The 22106-nt window shown below is 74.7% G+C and carries 17 protein-coding genes; 13 read left to right on the forward strand and 4 right to left on the reverse strand.

Translation table 11 applies throughout. The features are described 5' to 3' along the window. Positions 1 to 17 precede the first annotated feature (17 nt). Positions 18 to 941: an aldo/keto reductase gene (locus ACI78V_RS01920; protein WP_456848373.1), complete on the forward strand. Its 924-nt coding sequence runs from the start codon at positions 18 to 20 to the stop codon at positions 939 to 941. Between the two features lie 37 nt (positions 942 to 978). Here the strand turns inward: ACI78V_RS01920 and ACI78V_RS01925 are convergent, their stop codons facing one another. Next, entirely contained in the window at positions 979 to 2073 is a 1095-nt protein-coding gene (locus tag ACI78V_RS01925; protein ID WP_456848375.1) for an EAL domain-containing protein, read from the reverse strand. Between the two features lie 177 nt (positions 2074 to 2250). Between ACI78V_RS01925 and ACI78V_RS01930 the strand changes: the two genes are divergently transcribed. Continuing rightward, positions 2251 to 5094 (forward strand): SpoIIE family protein phosphatase, encoded by a 2844-nt coding sequence (locus ACI78V_RS01930; RefSeq protein WP_456848377.1) that lies wholly within the window; start codon positions 2251 to 2253, stop codon positions 5092 to 5094. Between the two features lie 53 nt (positions 5095 to 5147). Here the strand turns inward: ACI78V_RS01930 and ACI78V_RS01935 are convergent, their stop codons facing one another. Next, positions 5148 to 5879 (reverse strand): trimeric intracellular cation channel family protein, encoded by a 732-nt coding sequence (locus ACI78V_RS01935; protein WP_456848378.1) that lies wholly within the window; start codon positions 5877 to 5879, stop codon positions 5148 to 5150. A gap of 107 nt (positions 5880 to 5986) precedes the next feature. On the opposite strand from ACI78V_RS01935, the gene ACI78V_RS01940 reads away from it, so the two are divergent. Further along, positions 5987 to 7522: an amidase gene (locus ACI78V_RS01940; RefSeq protein ID WP_456848380.1), complete on the forward strand. Its 1536-nt coding sequence runs from the start codon at positions 5987 to 5989 to the stop codon at positions 7520 to 7522. Positions 7523 to 7578: 56 nt separating this feature from the next. Here the strand turns inward: ACI78V_RS01940 and ACI78V_RS01945 are convergent, their stop codons facing one another. After that, positions 7579 to 9606 (reverse strand): acyl-CoA dehydrogenase family protein, encoded by a 2028-nt coding sequence (locus ACI78V_RS01945; protein WP_456848381.1) that lies wholly within the window; start codon positions 9604 to 9606, stop codon positions 7579 to 7581. Further along, the gene (locus ACI78V_RS01950; protein ID WP_456848383.1) at positions 9603 to 10256 is read right to left on the reverse strand and encodes a TetR family transcriptional regulator; all 654 of its coding nucleotides are present in this window, start codon (positions 10254 to 10256) and stop codon (positions 9603 to 9605) included. The genes ACI78V_RS01945 and ACI78V_RS01950 overlap by 4 nt, the downstream gene beginning before the upstream one ends. Positions 10257 to 10348: 92 nt before the next feature. Here ACI78V_RS01950 and ACI78V_RS01955 point away from each other — a divergent pair, with 92 nt between their 5' ends. From ACI78V_RS01955 to ACI78V_RS02000, 10 genes are all read left to right on the forward strand, one after another. Continuing rightward, the gene (locus ACI78V_RS01955; protein ID WP_456848385.1) at positions 10349 to 11629 is read left to right on the forward strand and encodes an acetyl-CoA C-acetyltransferase; all 1281 of its coding nucleotides are present in this window, start codon (positions 10349 to 10351) and stop codon (positions 11627 to 11629) included. Further along, positions 11629 to 12483: a MaoC family dehydratase gene (locus ACI78V_RS01960; RefSeq protein ID WP_456848386.1), complete on the forward strand. Its 855-nt coding sequence runs from the start codon at positions 11629 to 11631 to the stop codon at positions 12481 to 12483. The genes ACI78V_RS01955 and ACI78V_RS01960 overlap by 1 nt, the downstream gene beginning before the upstream one ends. A gap of 125 nt (positions 12484 to 12608) precedes the next feature. Next, positions 12609 to 14372, forward strand: a complete 1764-nt coding sequence (locus ACI78V_RS01965; RefSeq protein WP_456848625.1) for a glycoside hydrolase family 2 protein — start codon at positions 12609 to 12611, stop codon at positions 14370 to 14372. Positions 14373 to 14516: 144 nt separating this feature from the next. Next, positions 14517 to 16046, forward strand: a complete 1530-nt coding sequence (locus tag ACI78V_RS01970) for an ABC transporter substrate-binding protein (protein WP_456848388.1) — start codon at positions 14517 to 14519, stop codon at positions 16044 to 16046. Then, positions 16043 to 16984 carry an ABC transporter permease gene (locus ACI78V_RS01975; RefSeq protein WP_456848627.1) on the forward strand — a complete coding sequence of 314 codons (942 nt, stop codon included), beginning with the start codon at positions 16043 to 16045 and terminating at the stop codon, positions 16982 to 16984. The genes ACI78V_RS01970 and ACI78V_RS01975 overlap by 4 nt, the downstream gene beginning before the upstream one ends. A gap of 22 nt (positions 16985 to 17006) precedes the next feature. Then, positions 17007 to 17948, forward strand: coding sequence for an ABC transporter permease (locus ACI78V_RS01980; RefSeq protein ID WP_456848390.1), 942 nt, complete (start codon positions 17007 to 17009; stop codon positions 17946 to 17948). Next, entirely contained in the window at positions 17945 to 18985 is a 1041-nt protein-coding gene (locus ACI78V_RS01985; protein WP_456848392.1) for an ABC transporter ATP-binding protein, read from the forward strand. Before ACI78V_RS01980 ends, ACI78V_RS01985 begins: the two co-directional genes overlap by 4 nt. Next, complete coding sequence (locus ACI78V_RS01990) at positions 18982 to 20013, forward strand: ABC transporter ATP-binding protein (RefSeq protein ID WP_456848395.1); 1032 nt, start codon at positions 18982 to 18984, stop codon at positions 20011 to 20013. Before ACI78V_RS01985 ends, ACI78V_RS01990 begins: the two co-directional genes overlap by 4 nt. A gap of 148 nt (positions 20014 to 20161) precedes the next feature. Next, positions 20162 to 20869, forward strand: a complete 708-nt coding sequence (locus ACI78V_RS01995) for a class I SAM-dependent methyltransferase (protein ID WP_456848397.1) — start codon at positions 20162 to 20164, stop codon at positions 20867 to 20869. Between the two features lie 115 nt (positions 20870 to 20984). Further along, on the forward strand, positions 20985 to 21827 hold the full coding sequence (locus tag ACI78V_RS02000; RefSeq protein WP_456848399.1) for a hypothetical protein: 843 nt from the start codon (positions 20985 to 20987) through the stop codon (positions 21825 to 21827). Positions 21828 to 22106 lie beyond the last annotated feature (279 nt).

Here is a 22106-nt window from a genome sequence, read left to right on the forward strand (position 1 = left end):
GCACCTAGCGTGAGGGCATGCCACGGCTGCCCGGGACCGACCTGACCGTCAGCGATCTGTGCCTCGGCGGCAACGTCTTCGGCTGGACGGCGGACGACGCGACGTCCTTCGCGCTGCTGGACCGCTTCGCCGACGCGACCCCGAGCACGCAGGCGCCGTTCGTCGACACCGCGGAGTCCTACGGCAAGGGGCGCTCGGAGGAGATCCTCGGCGACTGGATGGCCAGTCGTGGGGTGCGTGACCGGGTGGTGGTGGCGACCAAGGCCTCCCCGCTGGAGAAGGAGCACCCGCTGTCCGCGGCCGAGATCCGCACCGCGGCGGAGCGGTCGCTCCGCCGCCTGAGGACCGACCACATCGACCTCTACTACGCCCACTACGACGACGGGTCGACGCCGCTGGAGGAGACGCTGCAGGCGTTCGACGAGCTGGTGCAGGCGGGCAAGGTCCGTCACGCGGGGGCGTCGAACTACTCGGCGACGCGCCTGACCGAGGCCCTGGACACCTCCGAGCGGCTGGGCCTGACCCGCTACGTGGCGCTGCAGCCGCACTACAACCTCGTGGAGCGGCCGGCCTACGAGGACGAGCTGCGCGCCGTCGCCGCCGGGCGCGGCCTGGGGGTGCTGCCGTACTTCGCGCTGGCCCGGGGCTTCCTCACCGGCAAGTACCGGCCGGGGGCGCAGGTCGACTCGCCGCGTGCGAGGGGAGCGGCGGCGTACGTGGGACAGCGGGGCGACCGCGTGCTGGCCGCCCTGCAGCAGGTGGCACGGACCCACGGGGTCACCGGTGCCGCGGTGGCGCTGCGCTGGCTGGCCGACCAGCCCACCGTGGTGGCGCCGATCGCCAGCGGCCGGTCGGTCGACCAGCTGGCCGACCTGCTGCCGATGCAGGACCTCGTGCTCACCGACGACGAGCGGCAGCTGCTCACCGACGCGTCGTCCTGAGCCGTGGAGGGGACCCGCGGGCGGCCGGGGACAGGGGTCACCCCGCCGCACGGAGGGCGGCGAGGTCCTCCACGCGCAGCAGGCCGAGCACGGCGCCGGTCGGGTCGGTGCACACCACGGGGTCGAACCGCTGTGCCGGCGGCCGGGTCAGCGCTCGCCGGAGGGTCTCGCTGACGTCGGCCGACGGCTGCACCCGCAGCGACACCGGTGCCGTGTACACCTCCGTCGTCCGCGGGCAGGCCAGCAGCAGGCCGACGGGCTCGCCGAGCGGGCCCACCAGCACGGCCGGGGGGACGCCGGGCAGCGGCTCGGTCGCGGGGACCTGGCGGACCGGGCGCAGCAGGACGGCCACGCTCTCGGAGAGCCGGGCGCGGGTGACCTGGGCGCGCACCAGGCGGGTGACCTCCGGCGCCAGCGGCGCGAACCCCGGCGCCGGCCGGCCGAGCAGCCAGCCCCGGGCCAGCGGCACGCCCATCCGCGCCAGCGCAGCCAGCTCGCCGGCCGTCTCGATCCCCTCGGCCAGCACCCGGGCACCGATCCGGCCGGCGAACCCGCCGAGCACCTCGGTCAGGGCCATCCGCACCGGATCGGTGTCGACGTCGGTCACCAGGGCGCGGTCCAGCGTGACCAGCTGCGGCCGCACGGTGGCCATCTGCTGCAGGCCGGCGCAGCCGGAGCCCGCGTCGTCGAGGGCGATGAGGGCACCGCGGGCCCGCAGCGCCCGGGTCTGCCGCTGCAGCGCGGCCAGGTCGCCGACCGGCGCGTGCGCGGTGAGCTCCACGACGACGCCGGTGAGGTCCGGCCGCGTGGCCAGCGCCTCCTGGACCGGGCGGGAGCCCAGCAGGTGGGGGCTGACGTTGACGCTCAGGAACGTGTCGTCCGGCAGCGACGGGACAGCGGCCAGCGCCTTGACGACGGCCAGCGACTCGAGCTCGGCGGCCACGCCGCACTCGGCGGCCGCGGCGAACCACACGCCCGGCCCCGCCGTGCCCGGGAAGCGGGACAGCGCCTCGTACCCGGCGACGCGGGCGGTGGAGAGGTCGACGATCGGCTGGAAGACCAGCGTCAGGTCGTCGGGGCCGGCGAGCAACGGACGGCAGTCCGGGAGGTCGCTGGTCCGTGCAACTGGCATGCCGTCCCATCGGCCCGGCCCGGCGGGTGCTCGACCGCCGGGCGCGCCGTCCCACCCGGTGGGGGGAGCAATCCCCGTGACGCGCCCGACAGGCGGTCCGGTGCCGGTGGTCGCGCGTGACAGCATGGGGTGTCGCGGTCAGCACACGGAGTCCGCTGCGCAGCGGAGGGGGAGAGCATGGCGTCGCCGTTGCCGTCCCCGTCGTCGGGGGACCCCGACGTCCTGCGCGACCCCCACCGCATCGCCGCCGCCCGCCGGCTGCTGGTCGAGGTGTCGGGCCCGGCGGCCTTCGACCGGCTCTCCGCGCTGGCCGCCCGCCTGGTGGGCGCCCGGCACGCCAAGGTCACCCTGTTCACCGACCAGGACACCATCGTCGGCGGGTACGGCCTGCCGCCCGGCGTCATCGGCGGTCCCGCGCTGCTGACCGGCGCCATCTCCGCGATCACGGTGCGCCGCGGGGCACCGCTGGTCGTGCCCGACGCCGCCGCCCTGCCCGCGGTGGCCCAGCTGCCGGCGGTCACCTCCGGCCAGGTCGCGGCCTACCTGGGCGTGCCGCTGGTGGCGGGGTCGGGGCACGTCGTCGGCGTCCTGGCGGTCTACGACCCCGTGCCCCGGGCGTGGTCGGACGACGACGCCGCCCTGCTGGAGCAGCTGGCCGCCTCGGTCACCGCGGAGCTGGAGCTGTCGTCGGCCCGGACGGCGATCGGCACCTCGCTGGCCCGGCTCGACATCGCACTGGAGGCCAGCTCGATCGGCATCTGGGAACGCGACCTGCGTACCGGAGCCGTGTACTGGGACGAGCGCTGCGCGGCCATCTTCGGGCTCGAGGGCGCGGTGGAGATCGACTCGGTCGAGGACATGATGACCGAGCGGATCCACCCCGACGACCGTGTCGCGGTCACCGAGGCGATGCGCGAGGCCCTCACCAGCACCGGGGAGTACCTGGTGGAGGCGCGGGTCCTCCACGTCGACGGCACCGTGCGCTGGACGGTCTCCCGCGGTCGGGTGGTGTCGGACCCGTCGGGCCGGGCGGTGCGCGTGCTCGGCACCGCCGTCGACGTCACCGCCGCCCGCGAGCAGTCGGAGCGGCGGATCTCGGCGGTGCAGCGGGCGGCCGCGATCGCCGAGGTCGCGGCGGAGCTGGCGAACGCCACCCGCATCACCCAGCTGGCCGAGATCGCGCTGCGCGGCGCCGCGGTCCTGGGGGCGGAGTCGATCGGGCTGGCCGTGTTCGACCCGCAGGACGACAAGCTCTACCTGCACCTGACCCGGCGGATCGTCGACGCCGTCGCCAGCGGGGCCGACGTCGAGCTGCCGCCTGGGGGCGTCGAGACGCCGCTGGACGACGCGCTCCCCACCCAGTACGTGGCCCGCCACGGCGAGCGGCTGCTCTTCGCCGACGCCGCCGAGGCGGAGACGCGGTTCCCGCGGATGGCCGAGGTCAACGCGGTGCTGGGCACGCGGGCGCTGGCCGCGCTGCCGCTGCGGGTGGAGGGCCGGCTGATCGGCAGCTTCATCGTCGCCTGGACCACCGAGCACGCCTTCACCGGGTCCGACGTCGAACTGCTCGAGGGGCTGACCGCGCAGATCGCGCTCACCGCGTCCCGCCTGCAGGCCGACCAGGTGCGCGCCCAGGCCGTCGCCGCGATGGCGGAGGCCAACTCGCGGCTGCAGCTGCTCGCCGACGCGGGGCGGGTGCTGTCGGGCAGCCTCGACATCACCCAGCAGGTCGGCCAGCTCGCCGACCTCGTCGTCCCCACCCTCGGGGACTGGTGCTGGCTGGTGGTCACCGACGAGCAGGGGCGACTGCACGAGATGGCCTCGGCACACCGCGACCGGGGGCTGCAGGCCGAGCTGGAGCTGTACGTGCACTCCATGGTCGCCGTCATGACCGAGCAGGCCGCCGCCAACGTCGTCACCCGCACCGGCCGGCCGCTGGTGCTGCCCGAGATCGACGCCGAGCGGATTGAGCGGGCCCTCCCGGAGGCGGCGACCCGGCAGCTGCTGGACCGGCTGGGCGTGGCCGCCGGCGTGATCGTGCCCCTCGTCGCCCGCGGGCAGACCCTCGGCGCGCTGGGGCTGTTCAACGGCGCGGAGCGCGGACCGCACTCCCAGGCCGAGATCGACACGGCGGTGGAGGTCGGCCGTCGGGCCGGGCTGTCGCTGCACCACGCCCGGCTCTACGGCCAGCAGCGCGTGCTGGCCGACGCCCTGCAGCACAGCATGCTCACCGCCCCGCCGGAGCCCGACCACTGCGAGATCGTCGTCCGGTACGTCCCCGCCGCGGCGGGCGCGGAGATCGGCGGCGACTGGTACGACGCCTTCCTGGAGGCCGGCGGCGCCACCGTGCTGGCCATCGGGGACGTCGCCGGCCACGACAGCCGGGCGGCGGCGGCCATGGGGCAGCTGCGGGGCCTGCTGCGCGGTATCAGCTACTCCAGCGGAGCGACGCCCGCGCAGGTGCTCGGGGAGTTGGACCGTGCGATCCGCGGGCTGGCCCTCGACACGGTGGCCACCGCGCTGGTCGCCCGGCTGGAGCAGGGCGACGCCGACCTGCGGCGGGACTGCACCCGGCTGCGCTGGTCGAGTGCCGGGCACCCGCCGCCGGTGGTCGTCTCGCCCGACGGCGGGGTGCAGGCCCTCGAGGGGCAGCCCGCCGACCTGCTGCTGGGCGTGGACCCGTCGCGGTCGCGGTCGGACCGGGTGGCGGTCCTCCCTGCCGGCACGACGGTGTTCCTCTACACCGACGGGCTGGTGGAGCGCCGCGACCGCGACCTGGACGCCGGCACCGCCGCACTGGTGGGGGTCCTGCGCGAGTCCGCCGGGCTGCCGCTGGAGGAGCTGTGCGACCGCGTCCTCGAGCGGCTCTTCCTGCCCGACGCGGAGGACGACGTCGCCCTGCTCGCCGTCCGCCTGCACACCCAGACCCGGCCCCGGCCGGCCGAGGCCGGCCCGCAGATCGTGCCCCCGGGCATCGCACCGGCGCCCGACGTGCACCCGGAGGCCGGCGCCGGGACGTGACGTCCGGCTCCCCGGTCCTGCCGCCCCCTCCCGAGCCCGCGAGGGGGCCTGTCTCAGTCGCGGTCGCGCCGCCGCAGCTTCGTCCGACGGCCGGGGGTCCGCGCGCCGCGCACCCGCCCCAGCCGGCTGCGCGCCCGCCCCGGCAGGTCGACGGCCACCGGCGCCTCCCAGCCGCGCCACACCGACAGCACGCGCAGCGCGGCGACCAGCACGATGACCACCGCGGCCACCGGGATCGGGTCGACCCCCAGCGGCCCGGCCAGGACGGTCAGCGCGGTGGCACCGATCAGCGCCGCGACCGCGTTGTAGGGCCCGGGCTGCACGATCTCGGCCCGCTGGGCCAGCAGCACGTCCCGGATCACCGCGCCGCCCACCGCCGTGACCGTGCCGACGAAGACGACCGCGGCGCTGGAGAGGCCGACGAGCTGGGCCTTCTGCGCGCCGATGACGGTGAAGAAGCCCAGGGTGACCGCGTCGAGCACGACCAGCAGTCCGGTCAGCCGCGACAGCCAGCCGGAGAAGTAGAAGGTGACCATCGCGGTGATCGCCACCGTGGGCAGGTAGGCCGGGTTGGTCAGCGCCACGGGCGGGCCCTGGGCCAGCAGGACGTCGCGGATGAGCCCGCCCCCGAGCCCGCCGCTGACCGCCAGCAGCAGGACGCCGGAGACCGCGAACCCCTCCCGTGCGGCGAGCAGGCCCCCGGTGAGCGCGCCGACGACGATCGCGGCGAGGTCCACGGCGGCCGGTACCCGCAGCGCCTCGGCGGCCGCGGCGATCGTCTCCACGGGCGGGCATTCTCCCCGGTCCACCCGCCGGTCCCGTTCCCGGTGACAGGACGGCGGCGGCGTCGCTAGCTTGCCCAGCACACCCGCCGCTGCCCAGGGAGGTCACCGTGCCCGTACGCCCGCCGGACGAGGACGAGGTCGCCGCGCTCGCCGCCAGCTACGGCATGAGGCCCAGCGCGGAGGAGGTCGCGTCCTACACGCCGATCGTCGCCGCGTTCCTCAGCTCCTACGACGCGGTGGAGGAGCTCTACGCCGACATCGCCCCGCAGCCGCCGGAGGACCGGCCGAGCACCCGCCCGGCCGAGGCCGACAACCCGCTGGGCGCCTGGTACGTCACCACTGAGATCCGCGGTGCCGCCGAGGGGCCGCTGGCCGGGCGGACGGTGGCGGTCAAGGACAACGTCGAGGTCGCCGGCGTCCCGATGATGAACGGCTCGTACACCGTCGAGGGCTTCGTCCCCCGGGAGGACGCCACCGTGGTCACCCGGCTGCTCGCGGCCGGCGCGACGATCCGCGGCAAGGCCGTCTGCGAGGACCTCTGCTTCTCCGGCGGCAGCCACACCTCCGTCACCGGCCCGGTGCGCAACCCCTGGGACCCGTCCCGGACGACGGGCGGCAGCTCCAGCGGCAGCGCCGCGCTCGTGGCCGCCGGTGAGGTCGACCTCGCGGTCGGCGGCGACCAGGGCGGCTCGATCCGCATGCCGGCGGCGTTCTCCGGCATCGTCGGCCACAAGCCCACCCACGGCCTGGTCCCCTATACCGGCGCCTTCCCGATCGAGCTGACCCTCGACCACCTGGGCCCGATGACCCGCACCGTCGCCGACGCCGCCATGATGCTCGACGTCCTCGCCGGGCGGGACGGCCAAGACCCCCGCCAGCCGGCCGATCTCGCCCCCGAGCAGTACGCCGCCGCGCTCGGTGCGGACGTCGCCGGGCTGCGGGTCGGCGTCGTCGCGCAGGGCTTCGGCTGGGAGGAGCTCTCCGAGACCGGTGTGGACGACACCGTCCGGGCCGCGGCGCAGCGGCTGGGCGAGCTGGGCATCGAGGTCGTGGACGTCGACCTGCCGTGGCACCGGCACGCGCTGCACGTCTGGAACGTCATCGCCACCGACGGCGCCACGGTGCAGATGATCGAGGGCAACGCCTACGGCTGGAACTACGAGGGCCGCTACGACCCGGACCTGGTCGCCCACTACGGCCGGCAGCGGCGCGAGGTGGTCGACCGGTGGTCGCCGACGGTGACCGCGGTGGCACTGGCCGGCCGCTGGTCGTTCGAGCAGGAGCAGACCCGGCACTACGCGATGGCGCGGAACCTGGCGGTCGAGGTCCGCCGGCAGTACGACGCCGCCCTGGCCGACGTCGACCTGCTGGTGATGCCGACCGTGCCGATGGTGGCCCCCGAGATCCCGGCGCCGGACGACCCGCTGGAGACCCGCGTGGCCAGGGCGCTGGAGATGATCGTCAACTGCGCGCCGTTCGACGTCAGCGGTCACCCGGCCACGAGCGTGCCGGCCGGGCTCTCGCAGGGCCTGCCGGTCGGGATGATGCTGGTCGGACGCCGGTTCGAGGACACCACCTGCCTGAAGGTGGCGCACGCCTTCGAGCGGCTGGTCGGCGGCTTCCCGAGCCCCCCGGCCCGCTGACCCCGTCGCGGCCCCCTGCCCCCACCGCGAGCTCGTGACCGGGGGGCAGGGGGCCTCTACTGGGCGGGCGGGACCTCCACGGCCGTCGCCGTCCCCGCGCGCAGCCCGGTGTGGCGGGTGACCGTGTCGTGGGCGGCCATGGCCTCCTGCCGCCCCGGCTCCTCCTCCAGGATGCGGGCGCGCTTCCAGTCCGCCGGGATGGCGAAGGCGTCGACCAGCGTGACCATGTGCGGCCGCAGCTGGGCGAGCAGCGTGTTCACCGTGGCGGTGAGCGCCTTCGCCCGGGGTGCGGAAAGCCGGCCGTGCTCGAGGAACCAGCCCTTGTGCGCCTCGACGGTCGACAGCGCGTACAGGTCGCAGAGGCGGTCCAGCAGCGCGCGGGCCCCGCCGTCCGTCGTCCGCTCGATGCCGGCCACGAAGGCCTCCAGCACGATCCGGTCGATGTGCGCCTGCGCGGCCTGCAGCACGTGGTCCTGGACGTCGTTGAAGACGTCGAACGGATCGGCGCCGGGCGTCCCGGCGCCCCGGCGCAGCCGGCGGATGGCGCTGTCCAGGACGTGCTTCTCGCGGTCCTCGAACACCTTCAGCTGCCAGCCGCGGTCGAGCAGGGGCACCTCGTCGTCCCGGCCGGGGACGGCGTCGACCAGCCGGGCGATCAGCCCGCGGGCCGCCGTCCGCTCCAGCACGGTCTCGCGGACCAGGTCGGCGACGAACCCGATCCGGCCCCAGCCGTCGAGGGAGCCGAAGGCGTCGCGGTAGCCGGTGAGCAGCCCCTTGGCCACCAGCTGCAGCAGGACGGTGTTGTCGCCCTCGAAGGTGGTGAAGACGTCGGTGTCGGCCTTCAGGTGCGGCAGCCGGTTCTCCTGCAGGTAGCCGGCGCCGCCGCAGGCCTCGCGGCACAGCTGGATGGTGCGGGTGGCGTGCCAGGTCTGTGCGGCCTTGAGCCCGGCGGCGCGCGACTCCAGCTCGCGCTGCGCCCGCTCGTCCACCTCGTCCGCCCCCTGGACGTCGTGCATCGTGCCGACCAGCTCCTCCTGCGCGAAGGAGTACGCGTAGGTGGCGGCCAGGGCGGGCAGCAGCGTGCGCTGGTGCACCAGGTAGTCGTTGACGGCGACCTCGCGGTCGGCCCCGGGGGCGGTGAACTGCCGCCGGACCTCTCCGTAGCGGACGGCGATGTCGAGGGCGAGCTTGGTGGCCGACGACGCGGACCCGCCGACGCTCACCCGGCCGCGCACCAGCGTGCCCAGCATGGTGAAGAAGCGGCGGGTCTCGTTCCCGATGGAGCTGGTGTAGGTGCCGTCGGGCGCGACCGAGCCGTAGCGGTCGAGCAGCATGTCCCGCGGCACGCGCACGTGGTCGAAGGCGAGCCGGCCGTTGTCGACGCCGTTGAGCCCGGCCTTGGGGCCGTCGTCGCCGATGGTGACCCCGGGCAGCGGCCGGCCCTGCTCGTCGCGGATCGGCACCAGCCAGGCGTGCACGCCGCGGCCGCGGCCCTGGGTGACCAGCTGGGCGAAGACGACCGCCATCCGGCCGTCCTGCGCCGCGTTGCCGATGTAGTCCTTGCGGGCGGCCTCGTGCGGCGTGTGCAGGTCGAAGGTCTGCGTCGCGGGGTCGTAGGTGCACGTCGTCCGCAGCTGCTGGACGTCGGAGCCGTGGCCGGTCTCGGTCATCGCGAAGCAGCCGGGCAGGTCGAAGCCCATGATGTCGCGCAGGTACGCCGCGTGGTGCCGCTCGGTGCCCAGCAGCTGGACCGCGCCGCCGAACAGCCCCCACTGGACACCGGCCTTGACCATGACCGAGAGGTCGGTGAAGGCCAGCATCTCCACCGACACCACGGAGCCGCCGGCGTCGTCCTCCCCGCCGTACTCCTCGGGGAAGCCCCGGTGCACCCGGCCGGAGTCGGCGAGCGTGCGCGCCGCCCGGGTCACGCGTGCGCGCGCCTCGGCGACGGTCTCCCCGTAGACGGGCAGCACGTCGCGGTCGTGCAGGTTCTCGCGGGCGTCGCGGCGCACGTGGGCCCAGCGACCGTCGAGCACCTCGGTGAGCGCCGCCGGGTCGACGGCGGTGGGCAGGGTCGAGGTCACGTCGGGTCCTCCTCGGGGACGACGCCGGACAGGCCGGCCCAGGCGAGATCGGTCAGGTGGGCGGCGAGGTCGGCGCGCGGCATGGGCCGGTCGGCCTGCAGCCACCAGTCGGCGGCGGAGCGGACCAGGCCGACGAGGCCGTGACCCCAGGGCGCGGCGGCGGCGGGGTCGCGGCCGGACTGCTCGAGGGCGACGGCCAGCAGCGCAGCGGCCTGGTCGCCGACCAGGTCGGAGAGGGTGCCGATCGGGTCCGGCGTCTGCGGGCGGTCGGCGGCGGGCCGCCGGACGACGAACCGGTAGACCTCGGGATCGGCCTCGAGGAACGCCAGGTAGGTGTCGACCGCGGCGGCGACCATCTGGCGGGAGCCGGTACTGGAGACCATCGCGTCGCGCAGCTGCGCGGTGAGCCGCTCGGCCACCCGGGCGCAGACGGCGACGTGCAGCTCGCTGCGGTCGGCGAAGTGGCGGTAGACGGCAGCCTTGCTGGTGCCGGCGGCGGCGGCGATCTCGTCCATGCCCACACCGGCCCCGTGCCGGCCGACGGCGGCGAGGGTCGCGTCGACCAGCTGCTCGCGCCGGGCGCGGCGGTGCTCGTCCCACCGGGAGTCCCGGCGGTCCCGCCGGTGCGTCACCACGTCTCCCAACTTCATGGGACGGACGGTACCTGATACCGTCGGTTTCGCACACGAGGGCGGGGACGGCCGTCCCCGCCCTCCGGTAGCGACGACCCGGGAGGTCCCTGATGGCTCCGCAGACCCGGAAGGCCGCGATCGTCGGCGGCAACCGCATCCCCTTCGCCCGGTCGAACGGGGCCTACGCCTCCGCCTCGAACCAGGACATGCTCACGGCCACGCTCGACGGCCTGGTCGCCCGCTTCGGCCTGCAGGCTCAGCAGGTGGGGGAGGTCGTCGCCGGCGCCGTCCTGAAGCACTCCCGCGACCTCAACCTGACCCGGGAGTCCGTCCTCGGCTCCCGGCTGTCGGCGGCCACCCCTGCCTACGACGTCCAGCAGGCCTGCGGCACCGGGCTCGAGGCGGCGGTGCTGGTCGCCAACAAGATCGCGCTCGGGCAGATCGAGTCCGGCATCGCCGGCGGCGTGGACACCACCTCCGACGCCCCGCTGGCCATCCACGACGACATGCGCCGCGTGCTGATCGCGCTGGGCAGCGCCAGGACGGTGCAGCAGCGGCTGAAGGCCCTCGCCGGCGTGCGGCCGGGCATGTTCGTGCCCGAGAGGCCGCGGAACGCCGAGCCGCGCACCGGTCTGGCGATGGGCGAGCACGCGGCGATCACGGCGCAGGAGTGGGGGATCGGCCGCGAGGAGCAGGACGAGCTCGCCGTCGCCTCGCACCGCAACCTCGCCGCCGCCTACGACCGGGGCTTCTTCGACGACCTGGTGACGCCCTACCTGGGCCTCACCCGCGACCAGAACCTGCGGCCGGACACCTCGGTGGAGAAGCTCGCGAGGCTGGAGCCGGTCTTCGGAGGCGAGGGCGGCACGATGACCGCGGGCAACTCCACCCCGCTGACCGACGGGGCCTCCGCCGTCCTGCTGGCCTCCGACGAGTGGGCCGCCGCGCGTGGGCTGCCCGTTCTCGCCCACCTCGTCGACGCCCAGACCGCCGCGGTCGACCACGTGCACGCCGGCGAGGGGCTGCTCATGGCCCCCGCCCACGCCGTCCCGGTGCTGCTGGCCCGCAACGGCCTCACACTGCAGGACTTCGACTTCTACGAGGTCCACGAGGCCTTCGCCTCCACCGTCCTCTCGACGCTGAAGGCCTGGGAGGACCCCTCGTTCTGCAAGGAGAAGCTCGGCCTCGACGCGCCCCTCGGCCCGATCGACCGGACGAGGCTCAACGTCAACGGCTCGTCGCTGGCCGCGGGGCACCCCTTCGCCGCGACCGGCGGCCGCATCGTCGCGACGCTGGCGAAGCTGCTGCACGAGGCGGGCCCCGGCAAGCGCGGCCTGATCTCCGTCTGCGCGGCCGGCGGCCAGGGCGTCGTCGCGGTCCTCGAGTCCTGATGACGCGCAGGGAGCTCGAGGAGGCGCCGTCCACGGCGGCGCTGTTCGCGCGGGCGGCGGCGACCGCGCGGGGGCGCGGCGGCGGGCTGCCCGACACCCGGCTGGTCCGCACCGGCGTGGTCGTCGACCCCGTCGACGTGGCCGCCTACGCGCGGGTCTGCGGGTTCGGGCTCACCGACACGCTGCCGGTGACCCACCCGCACGTGCTCGCCTTCCCGCTGCAGGTCGCGCTCATGGCCGACCGCTCGTTCCCGCTGGCGCTGCCCGGGCTGGTGCACGTGCGCAACCGGATCGACGCGCTGCGCCCGGTCGCGCGGAGCGAGGCCCTGGACCTCGAGGTCTGGGCCGAGCGGCTCGCCCGGCACCGCAGCGGGGCCACGGTCGACCTGTGCGCCTCGGTCTCCGCCGGCGGCGTCGAGGTCTGGCGTGGCCGGTCGACGTACCTGTCGCGCGGGGCGAGCGCCCCCGACGGCGCACCGGCCGCCGACGTCGAGGTGACCGTCGGGTCGCTGCCCGACGGCGCGGTCCACTGGCGGGTGCCCGCCGACACCGGACGGCGGTACGCGGGCGTGTCGGGGGACGTGAACCCGATCCACCTGTCGGCCCTGACCGCCAAGGCGTTCGGGTTCAAGCGGGCCATCGCGCACGGGATGTGGATGGCCGCTCGGGCGCTGGCGGCGCTGCAGGGCCGTCTGCCCGAGGCCCTGACCGCCGACGTCGCCTTCCGCAAGCCGCTGTTCCTGCCCTCGACGGTCACGCTGGCCACCGCGCCGGTGGACGGCGGCTGGGACCTCGCCGTCCGGAACGCCACGGCCGGCACCGAGCACCTGCGGGGCACCGTCCGCCCCCTCTGAGCCGGCCGTGGTCATCGGCGGGCAGCGGCCCCGGCCGGCGTGCCGGGCAGCCACCCGCCGATGGTGGACCGGGTCACGGGGCTGCGCTCCGGCCGCGTCTCCGGTGAGGTGGGGCCGTGGACCCGATGGACCCGACCGAGCACCCCCGCCCGCTGCTGCGCCGTCCCTGGACCTCCCTGGACGGGGAGTGGGAGTTCGCCGCCGACCCCGACCTGACCGGCACCCCCGGCCGCGTCGGCTTCGACCGGCGCATCCGGGTGCCCTACGCCCCCGAGACCCCGGCCAGCGGTGTGCACTGGAAGGGACCGCTGAACCGCGCCTGGTACCGCCGTCCGCTGCCGGCCCCGGACGGCGACCGCCGCACCGTCCTCCACCTCGGCGCCGTCGACCGGGTCTGCGACGTCTGGGTCGGCGGTGCCCACGTCGCCCGGCACGAGGGCGGCTACACCCCGTTCAGCGTCGACGTCACCGACGCCCTGGGCGACGGTGCCGACCTCGTGGTCCGCGCGGACGACGACCCGCTGGACCTCGAGGCCCCGCGGGGCAAGCAGGACTGGCGCGACGAGCCGCACGAGATCTGGTACCCGCGCACCACCGGGATCTGGCGTACGGCCTGGCTGGAGCAGGTGTCCCGGCAGCACGTCGCCGACGTGCAGTGGCGCGGTGACCCGCGGACCCTGCGGGTCGACGTCCGCGTGGAGCTGTCGGTCCCGGTGTCGGGCGCGCGGCTGCACCTGCGGCTGCGGGCGGGGGAGCGGCTGCTGGTCGACGACGTCGTCCGGGTGGACGGCGCGGTGGTGGAACGGTCCTTCCGCGTCGGGGACGGCGGCTTCGACGACCGGCGGGCGCTGCTGTGGGAGGCGCACTCGCCCACGCTCCTGGACGCCGAACTCGCGCTGGTGACCGAGGCGGGGGAGGTCCTCGACGAGGTGGCCGGCTACACGGCGCTGCGCTCGGTGACCGTGGACGACGGACGCCTGCTGGTCAACGACCGGACGGTGCCCCTGCGGCTGGTCCTCGACCAGGGCTACTGGCCCGACACCGGCGCCACCCCGCCCGACGTCGACGCCCTGCGCCGTGACCTCGAGCTCACCCGGGCGCTGGGCTTCACCGGCGTGCGCAAGCACCAGAAGACCGAGGACCCCCGCTACCTCGCCCTCGCCGACCGGATGGGGATGCTGGTGTGGGCCGAGATGCCCTCGGCCTTCCGGCCCGGGCCGACCGCGACCGCGCGGCTGCTGCGGGAGTGGCCGGAGGTCGTGATCGCCCACCGGGGGCACCCGAGCGTGGTCGCGTGGGTGCCGCTCAACGAGTCCTGGGGCGTGCAGGAGGCGGCGACCGACCCGCGGCAGCGGGCGCTGGTCCGGGCCCTGGCCGCCGCTGCCGACGCGCTGGACGGGACCCGCCCGGTCTCGGCCAACGACGGCTGGGAGACCCTCGGCGGCAGCCTGCTGGGTCTGCACGACTACGACCAGGACCCGCACCTGCTGGTGGCCCGCTACGGGACGCGGGAGGCCCTGGAACGGGCCGCGACCGGACGGCGCCACGACGGGTACCTGCCCGACCTCGACCGCGCGGGGACCGCCGGCCGCGCCGTCGTCCTGTCCGAGTTCGGCGGGGTGTCGCTGAACGCGGAAGCGCTGCGCAGCCGGCCCGACACCGGGGACCGCACCGAGGCGTGGGGCTACGCCGACGCGTCCTCCCCGGAGGACCTGCTCACGCGGTACCGCGAGCAGTGGGCGGCGGTGCACGCCGGCGACGCGCTGGCCGGCGCCTGCTGGACGCAGCTGACCGACACCTACCAGGAGGTCAACGGCCTGCTGACCATGGACCGCCTGGCCAAGTGCGACCTCGACGACCTCCGGCGGGCCACGCTCGGCGAGGGGTGACCTGAGGCGCCCGTCGAGGGGGCGGCCGCTGCCGTGCCCCGGAGATCTCGACGCGACAACGATCAGTGCCCCGACCTGCGAGGTCGGCCGGACGGGGCCAAGGTCGGGAGCGAGACGCAGCCACCCCCCGCCCGGAGGTACCTCGTGCGCAGCAACCGGCTCCTGCCCCTGGCCGCGGTCACCACCCTCGCCCTCGGCGCGTGCGGCGGAGGGGAGAGCGTCGACACCGGGGGCGGCGGCGGGGGCGGGGGTGGCGGCGACACCCTGGTCGCGGCGGTGTCGGCGCAGCCCGACCAGTTCGACCCGCACGTCACCACGGCCTACCCGAGCTTCCAGGTGCTGGAGAACGTCTACGACACCCTCGTGGTCCCCAACGCCGAGGACCTCACGATGGAGCCGAGCCTGGCGACGGAGTGGGAGACCAGCGAGGACGGGCTCACCTGGACCTTCACGCTCCGGGAGGGCGTCACCTTCCACGACGGCAGCGAGTTCGACTCCGCCGACGTCGTCTACTCCTACAACCGGATCATCGACGAGGAGCTGAGCAACTCCTTCCGGTTCCAGAACGTCGCCTCGGTGGAGGCCGACGGCCCGCAGACCGTCGTCATCACGCTGAGCCAGCCCACGCCGAACCTCCTGGAGCGGATCGGCTCGTTCAAGGGGATGGCGATCCTCCCCGAGGGGGCCGCCGAGGACCTCGACCTCACCACCGAGGCCGTCGGCACCGGTCCCTTCCGGCTGGAGAGCTCGGACGCCAGCAGCACCGTCCTCACCGCGTACGAGGACTACTGGGGCGGGGCGCCCAGCATCGGCGGCGTCGAGTTCCGCTACATCACCGAGCCGGCCGCGGCGCTGACCGCGCTGCAGAACGGCGAGGTGCAGTGGACCGACAACGTCCCGCCGCAGCAGATCGAGTCACTGGAGGGTGACGACACCGTCGAGCTGCAGACGACGCCGAGCGTCGACTACTGGTACATGTCGATGAACTACGCCCGCCCGCCGTTCGACAACCGCGACGTGCGGCGCGCGATCTCCTTCGCGATCGACCGGCAGGCCGTCGCCGAGGCGGCGTGGTTCGGCGCGGCCCAGGCCAACCAGACGGCGATCCCCGAGGACAGCTTCTTCCACTACGACTACGCGCCGTTCCAGCCCGACCCCGAGCAGGCCCGGCAGCTGCTCGCGCAGGCCGGCGTCCAGACGCCGCTGACGATGGGGCTGATGGTCACCGACGAGTTCCCGGAGACGGTCACCGCCGCGCAGGTGATCGCCAGCCAGCTCGAGCCGATCGGCATCGACGTCACCATCGAGACGCTGGACTTCGCGACCTGGCTGGACCGCCAGGGGCAGGGTGACTTCGACGCCTTCTACCTCGGCTGGCTGGGCAACCTGGACCCGGCGGCCTACTACCAGGAGCAGCACCAGACCGACGGGCCCAACAACTACCAGGGCTACAGCAACCCGCAGGTCGACCAGCTGCTCCAGCAGGGCGCGACCGAGACCGACGAGGCCGCCCGCAAGGCGGCCTACGACCAGGCCGCGCAGCTGATCGTCGACGACGTCTCCTACCTGTACCTCTACAACCCCGACGTGGTGCAGGCCTGGGCACCGGGCCTGTCCGGCTACCAGATCCGGGCGGACAAGGCGATCAACTTCGAGACCGTGGAGCTGCCCTGACCGGCTACCTCCTCCGCCGGGTCGGCCAGGCGCTCGTCGTCCTGGCGGGGGTGAGCGTGATCGTCTTCGCCCTGGTCCAGCTGGTGCCGGGTGACCCGATCCGGCTGGCCCTGGGCACCCGGTTCGACCAGGAGACGTACGACGCACTCCTCGCGCGGTCGGGCCTGGACCAGCCGCTGGTGCAGCAGTACGTCACCTGGGCGGGGCGGGCGCTCACCGGGGACCTCGGGGTGAGCTTCCGCAGCGGCGAGACGGTCACCTCGCTCATCGCCGAGCGGCTGCCCGCGACGCTGACCCTGGCGCTCGCCTCGATCCTCGTGGCGCTGCTGATCGCCGTCCCGCTGGGCACCCTGTCGGCGCTGCGACCCCGGTCGGTCGTCGACCGCGTGGCCACCGTGCTCAGCCAGATCGGCATCTCGGTGCCGGAGTTCTGGATGGCGATCGTGCTCATCCTGGTCTTCGCCGGGACGTTGGGCTGGCTGCCTTCGGGCGGCTACGTGCCCCTGGGCGACGACCCGCTGGGCTGGCTGGAGCGGCTGCTCATGCCGGCGGTCGTCACCGGCGTGGTGTCCGGCTCGGTCATCACCCGGTTCGTCCGGTCCAGCGTGCTCGAGGCGCTGGGCGCCGACCACGTCCGGACGGCGCAGGCCAAGGGGTTGCCGGCGCGTCAGGTGTTCACCTGGCACGTGCTGCGCAACGCCCTGCTGCCGCTGGTCACCGTCACCGGCGTGCAGCTGGCCTACCTGCTCTCCGGTGTGGTCGTCGTGGAGATCGTGTTCTCCTGGCCCGGGCTCGGTCAGCTGGCCCTCCAGGCGGTGCAGGCCCGCGACTACCCGGTGCTGCAGGGGGCGATCCTGCTCTTCGCGCTGGTCTTCCTGCTGATCAACCTGGTGGTGGACCTGCTCTACACCGCCATCGACCCGCGGATCCGCCGATGACACACAGCCGAGGCCTGCTGCGATGACCGGCCAGCCGCTGCCCCAGCCGGCGCCCTCGCCGACCGCGACCGACGCCGGCGTCCGGTCGACACAGCGCCCGCCCCGCGGTCGCCTCCGGGAGACCCTCGGGCTCCTGGCCCGCAACCCGACGGCGGCGACCGCCGCCCTCGTGCTGCTCGCCATCGTGCTGATCGCGCTGTTCGACGAGACGCTGGCGCCGTCCGGGCCCAACGAGATCGCCGTCGAGGACCGGCTGCAGTCGCCGAGCCTGGAGCACCCGTTCGGCACCGACGACCTCGGCCGCGACATCTTCAGCCGGGTCCTCCTCGGCGCGGGCGTCTCGCTGCGGGTGGGCTTCCTCGCCGTCGCGATCGCCCTCGTGGTGGGCAGCCTCATCGGGTTGCTGGCCGGCTTCTACGGCCGGTGGGTGGACGACGTCCTGATGCGGTTCATGGACATCCTCTTCGCCTTCCCGGCGGTGCTGCTGGCGATCGCGGTGCTCGCCGTCCGCGGCCCCGGGGCCGGCAACACCGCGCTGGCCATCGGGATCGTCTACATCCCGGTGTTCGCCCGCGTCACCCGGGCCAGCGTGCTCGGCGTCCGGGAGGAGGTCTACGTGCGGGCCTCACGCTCGGTGGGGGCGTCGGACCTCCGCCTGCTCACCCGGCACGTACTGCCCAACGCCGCACCGCCGATCATCGTGCAGACCTCGATCAGCCTGGCGTTCGCCGTCCTGGCCGAGGCGGCGCTGTCCTTCCTCGGTCTGGGCACCCAACCGCCCAACCCGTCGTGGGGGCTGATGCTGGCCGAGGGCCGCGGCTACATCGACCTGGCCTGGTGGCTGGCCTTCTTCCCGGGGATGGCGATCTTCCTGACCGTGCTCTGCTTCAACCTGCTCGGCGACGGCCTGCGCGACGTCCTCGACCCGCGGCAGCGCACCCTCATGTCGGGGGGTGGGCGGTGACCCTGCTCGAGGTCGAGGACCTGCGGGTGCAGCTGCGGACGCCGCGCGGGCCGGCGTCGGTGGTCAACGGGCTGAGCTACGAGGTCGGCGAGGGCGAGACCGTCGCCGTGGTCGGCGAGTCCGGCAGCGGCAAGAGCGTCTCGGTGCTGGCCCTGCTGGGCCTGCTGCCGGCCGGCGTCGCCACGGTCGCCGGCCGGGTCCTGCTGCAGGGGGAGGACCTGCTGACGATGCCGCCCGAGCGGCTGCGCCAGGTCCGCGGCCCCGGCGTCGGCATGGTCTTCCAGGACCCGATGACGTCGCTGAACCCGGTGCTCACCATCGGGCGGCAGCTGGTCGAGGGGATCCGCGCGCACGGCGAGGTGTCCAAGGCCGACGCGCGGCGCCGGGCCGCCGAGCTGCTCGGGGAGGTCGGGCTGCCCGACCCGGAGCGGGCGCTGGACCGGTACCCGCACGAGTTGTCGGGTGGCATGCGGCAGCGGGTGGTCATCGCGATCGCGCTGTCCAACTCGCCGTCCCTGCTCATCGCCGACGAGGCCACCACCGCGCTCGACGTCACCGTGCAGGCGCAGATCATCGACCTGGTGGAGCGGCTGCAGGCCGACCACGGCACCGGGGTCATCTGGATCACCCACGATCTCGGGGTGGTCGCCGGCATCGCCGACCGCGTGCTGGTCATGTACGGGGGGCGGTGCGTGGAGGACGGCACGGTGGACGACGTCCTCGAGCGGCCCGCCCACCCCTACACCCGCGGGCTGCTGGGCGCGCTGCCCGACCTCGCCCAGCCCGCGGTGGACGGCGAGGTGCCCGACCTCGCCACCGTCCCGGGGGTGCCGCCCGCGCCGACCGACCTGCCCCCCGGGTGCGTCTTCTGGCCGCGCTGCCCGGTGCGGTCCGACCCCCGGTGCGAGACCGAGCAGCCGCCGCTGATGCCGGTCGCCCAGGACAGGAGGGGCCGTCCACGCCCCTCCGGGGGTGAGCGGACCGGGTCTGCCGGGCTGCCGCACCGGGCGGCGACGTGGTGTGAGGAGCGGCCGTGAGTGAGGTCCTGGTGTCGGCACGCGGGCTGGAGGTGCACTTCCCGATCCGGTCGAAGGGGGTGCGCCGCCGCGCGGCCGGCGTGCTGCGCGCCGTCGACGGGGTGGACCTCGACGTCCACCGGGGCGAGACGCTGGGCCTGGTGGGGGAGTCCGGCTGCGGCAAGTCGACGCTGGGCAACGCGCTGCTGCGGCTGGTACCCCCGACCGGCGGCACGGTGACCTTCGACGGGATCGACGTCACCTCCCTCGACCGCCGCGGGCTGCGGGACCTGCGCCGGCGGGCGGGCATGGTGTTCCAGGACCCGTTCGCCTCCCTGGACCCGCGGCGCACGGTCGCACAGACGGTGTCCGAGCCGCTGGAGGTGCACGGCCTGCGCGGTGGACGCCGGGAGCGCGCCCAGCGGGTCGGCGAGCTGCTGGAGCTGGTCGGCCTGGACCCCGCCGTCGCCGGGCGCTACCCGCACGAGTTCTCCGGCGGGCAGCGGCAGCGGGTCGGCATCGCCCGGGCGCTGGCCGGCGAGCCGGACTTCCTGGTCTGCGACGAGGCGATCGCGTCCCTGGACGTCAGCGTGCAGGCGCAGGTGCTCAACCTGCTGCGCCGGCTGCAGCGCCAGCTCGGGCTGACCCTGCTCTTCATCTCCCACGACCTGTCCGCCGTCCGGCACATCTCCGACCGGATCGCCGTCATGTACCTCGGGCGGGTCGTGGAGGTCGGGCCCGCGGCGGCGGTCGGCTCCACGCCGCAGATGCCCTACACGCAGGCGCTGCTGTCCGCCGTCCCGGTGCCGCACCCGGAGCTGGAGCGCTCCCGCAGGCGGATCGTGCTCGGCGGCGACGTCCCCTCGCCGGCGAACGTGCCCAGCGGCTGCCGGTTCCGCACCCGCTGCCCGTACGTGTTCGAGCCGTGCCCCGACGTCGACCCGGCGCTGCAGCCGGTCGGCTCCGCCCCCGGCCACGTCGCCGCCTGCCACCTGCACGGTGTGGTCGGCACGCCGGTGCAGCGGGAGGGCGTCGAGGTCACCTCCTGACCCACCCCTCCCGGGTGCCTCCGCGGACCTGCGCGGCGCACCTCCGCGGATGCGCCCGGGAGCGTGTCGTCGACGGCGCGGGTGGGCCCGCTCGCCGAGGTCCGGCCCCGTCCGCGTGGAGCGCCCGCCGGTGTGGCACGGTGGCCCGATGGCTGTGGCTGAGCACAGGAGCGGTCAGCGGACCCAGGCGGTCAACTCCTACAAGGGTCACGGCATCCACGCCGCGCCCGGGGTGCACGAGTACGCCGTGGAGCTGGTGCGGGCGGCACTCCCCGACGGGGGACGGATCCTCGAGGTCGGCTCCGGGTGCGGCGCGCTGGCGCTGCGGCTGCGGGACGCCGGGTTCGACGTCGTCCCGACCGACCTCGACCCCCCGCACGACTGGATCCACCGGCTGGACCTCGACGACCCGCAGTGGACCGACGAGACCCGCGGCCCGTTCGACATGGTCGTGTGCGTCGAGACGCTGGAGCACGTGGAGAACCCGCGGCAGGTGCTCCGGTCGATCCGTTCCCTGCTCCGCGCCGGCGACCGCGTGCTGGTCAGCACGCCGAACATCACGCACCCGCACTCGCGGCTGAAGATGTTCTTCAAGGGGTCGCCGTACATCTTCGGGCCGGGCTTCTACCACTCACCCGGGCACATCACGATCCTCCCGGACTGGATGCTGACCGAGCACGTGCGCCTGGCCGGGTTCGACCGGATCGAGGTGCGCAACGGCGGCAACACGTTCTACAAGGGCCTGGTGCGACTGGGCTACCGGCTGGAGATCGCGCTGCTCAAGCTCATCGGCGTCCGGCAGGCGGCGCACTCCGGCGACGGGATCTGCACCTTCGTGACCGCGACCGCCGTCTGACGGCTCCCGCGCGGCTGCGGCTCACCACCGCGGGCACAGGTCCGATCCGTCCCGAACCGGTCTACGGTCCTGTCTGGCCGCTGTCGCCCCGCGGAGTGCGGAACGGGAGACGCCCATGCCTCGCGTCGCCACGAACAGGACACGCCGTCGCCCGCGCGCGCTGCGGTCACCGGTGGCGGGCGCACGCGCAGACCCCGAGGGCAAGCCGCCGCCCAAGCCCCTGTGGAAGCGGACCGGGGTCGTGGTCGGTGGGGGCGCCACCGTGGTCGGGCTCGTCTCCGGGGCGCTGGCCATCGAGGGCTGGATCGGTGAGCGGCTCGCACCGCCGTTGACCGTCAGTGCCCAGCACCTCACGACCGGTCCGTGCGCCCCGGGATGGGTGGTGCCACAACCGCCGGAGGCGCTCGGTGAGGTCCCGCCCGCCTACGACCCCGCGGAGCCCGATGCACGCCTCCGGTGGATCGAGGAGCATGGCGGCGTCGACGCCGGTGTCACGACGGCCGAGGTCACCGTCCAGGGCACCAGCGGGACCGCGGTCATCCTCACCGGCCTGAGGGTCGACGTCGTCCGTCGCGAGGAACCGCTCCAGGGGACCAACGTTGCCGAGGTTTGTGGTGATGCGTTCCACGCGCGGTACTTCTCGGTCGACCTGGACGACGAGCCGCCCGACGTCGCGCCCAGCGAGGACCGGCGTGCGGAGGTGGAGCAGGGACAGTCGCCGCCTGACCCGGTCGACTTCCCGTACACGGTGACGGAGAGCGATCCCGAGCTCTTCTCCATCGTGGCGTGGACCGAGGCGTGCTATTGCGAGTGGACCGCCACGCTCGAGTGGCGGGTGGGTGACGAGGAGGGCGAGACCACGATCACCGACGACGGTGACCCGTTCCGGGTCTCCGCCACGACGAACGCGCCGTGGTACGGGAACTACGACGGCGGGCCGCTGCAGCCGAGCGGCTGAGCGCCGGCTCCTGCGGGTCCAGCACGGTGGCGTGCTGGTGCGGAGTGCCGACAGACGCCGACGGCAGCGTGATCAACGCGGACACGATGCGAGCGGACCCGCGATGCGGGTTAGCCTCGACGGCGCCAGGAGGGCTCGCCTAGTGGCCGATGGCGGCGGTCTTGAAACCCCCCGTTGCCGGATGTGGAGGCCCAGCTCAGGCGCCTGACCGGGCTGCCGAGAGGCTGTCCGTACGGAGGACGTACGGACAAGAAGGATCCGGCGACTGCGGCGCGCTGA

It is taken from the genome of Geodermatophilus sp. SYSU D00742, from assembly GCF_054049935.1.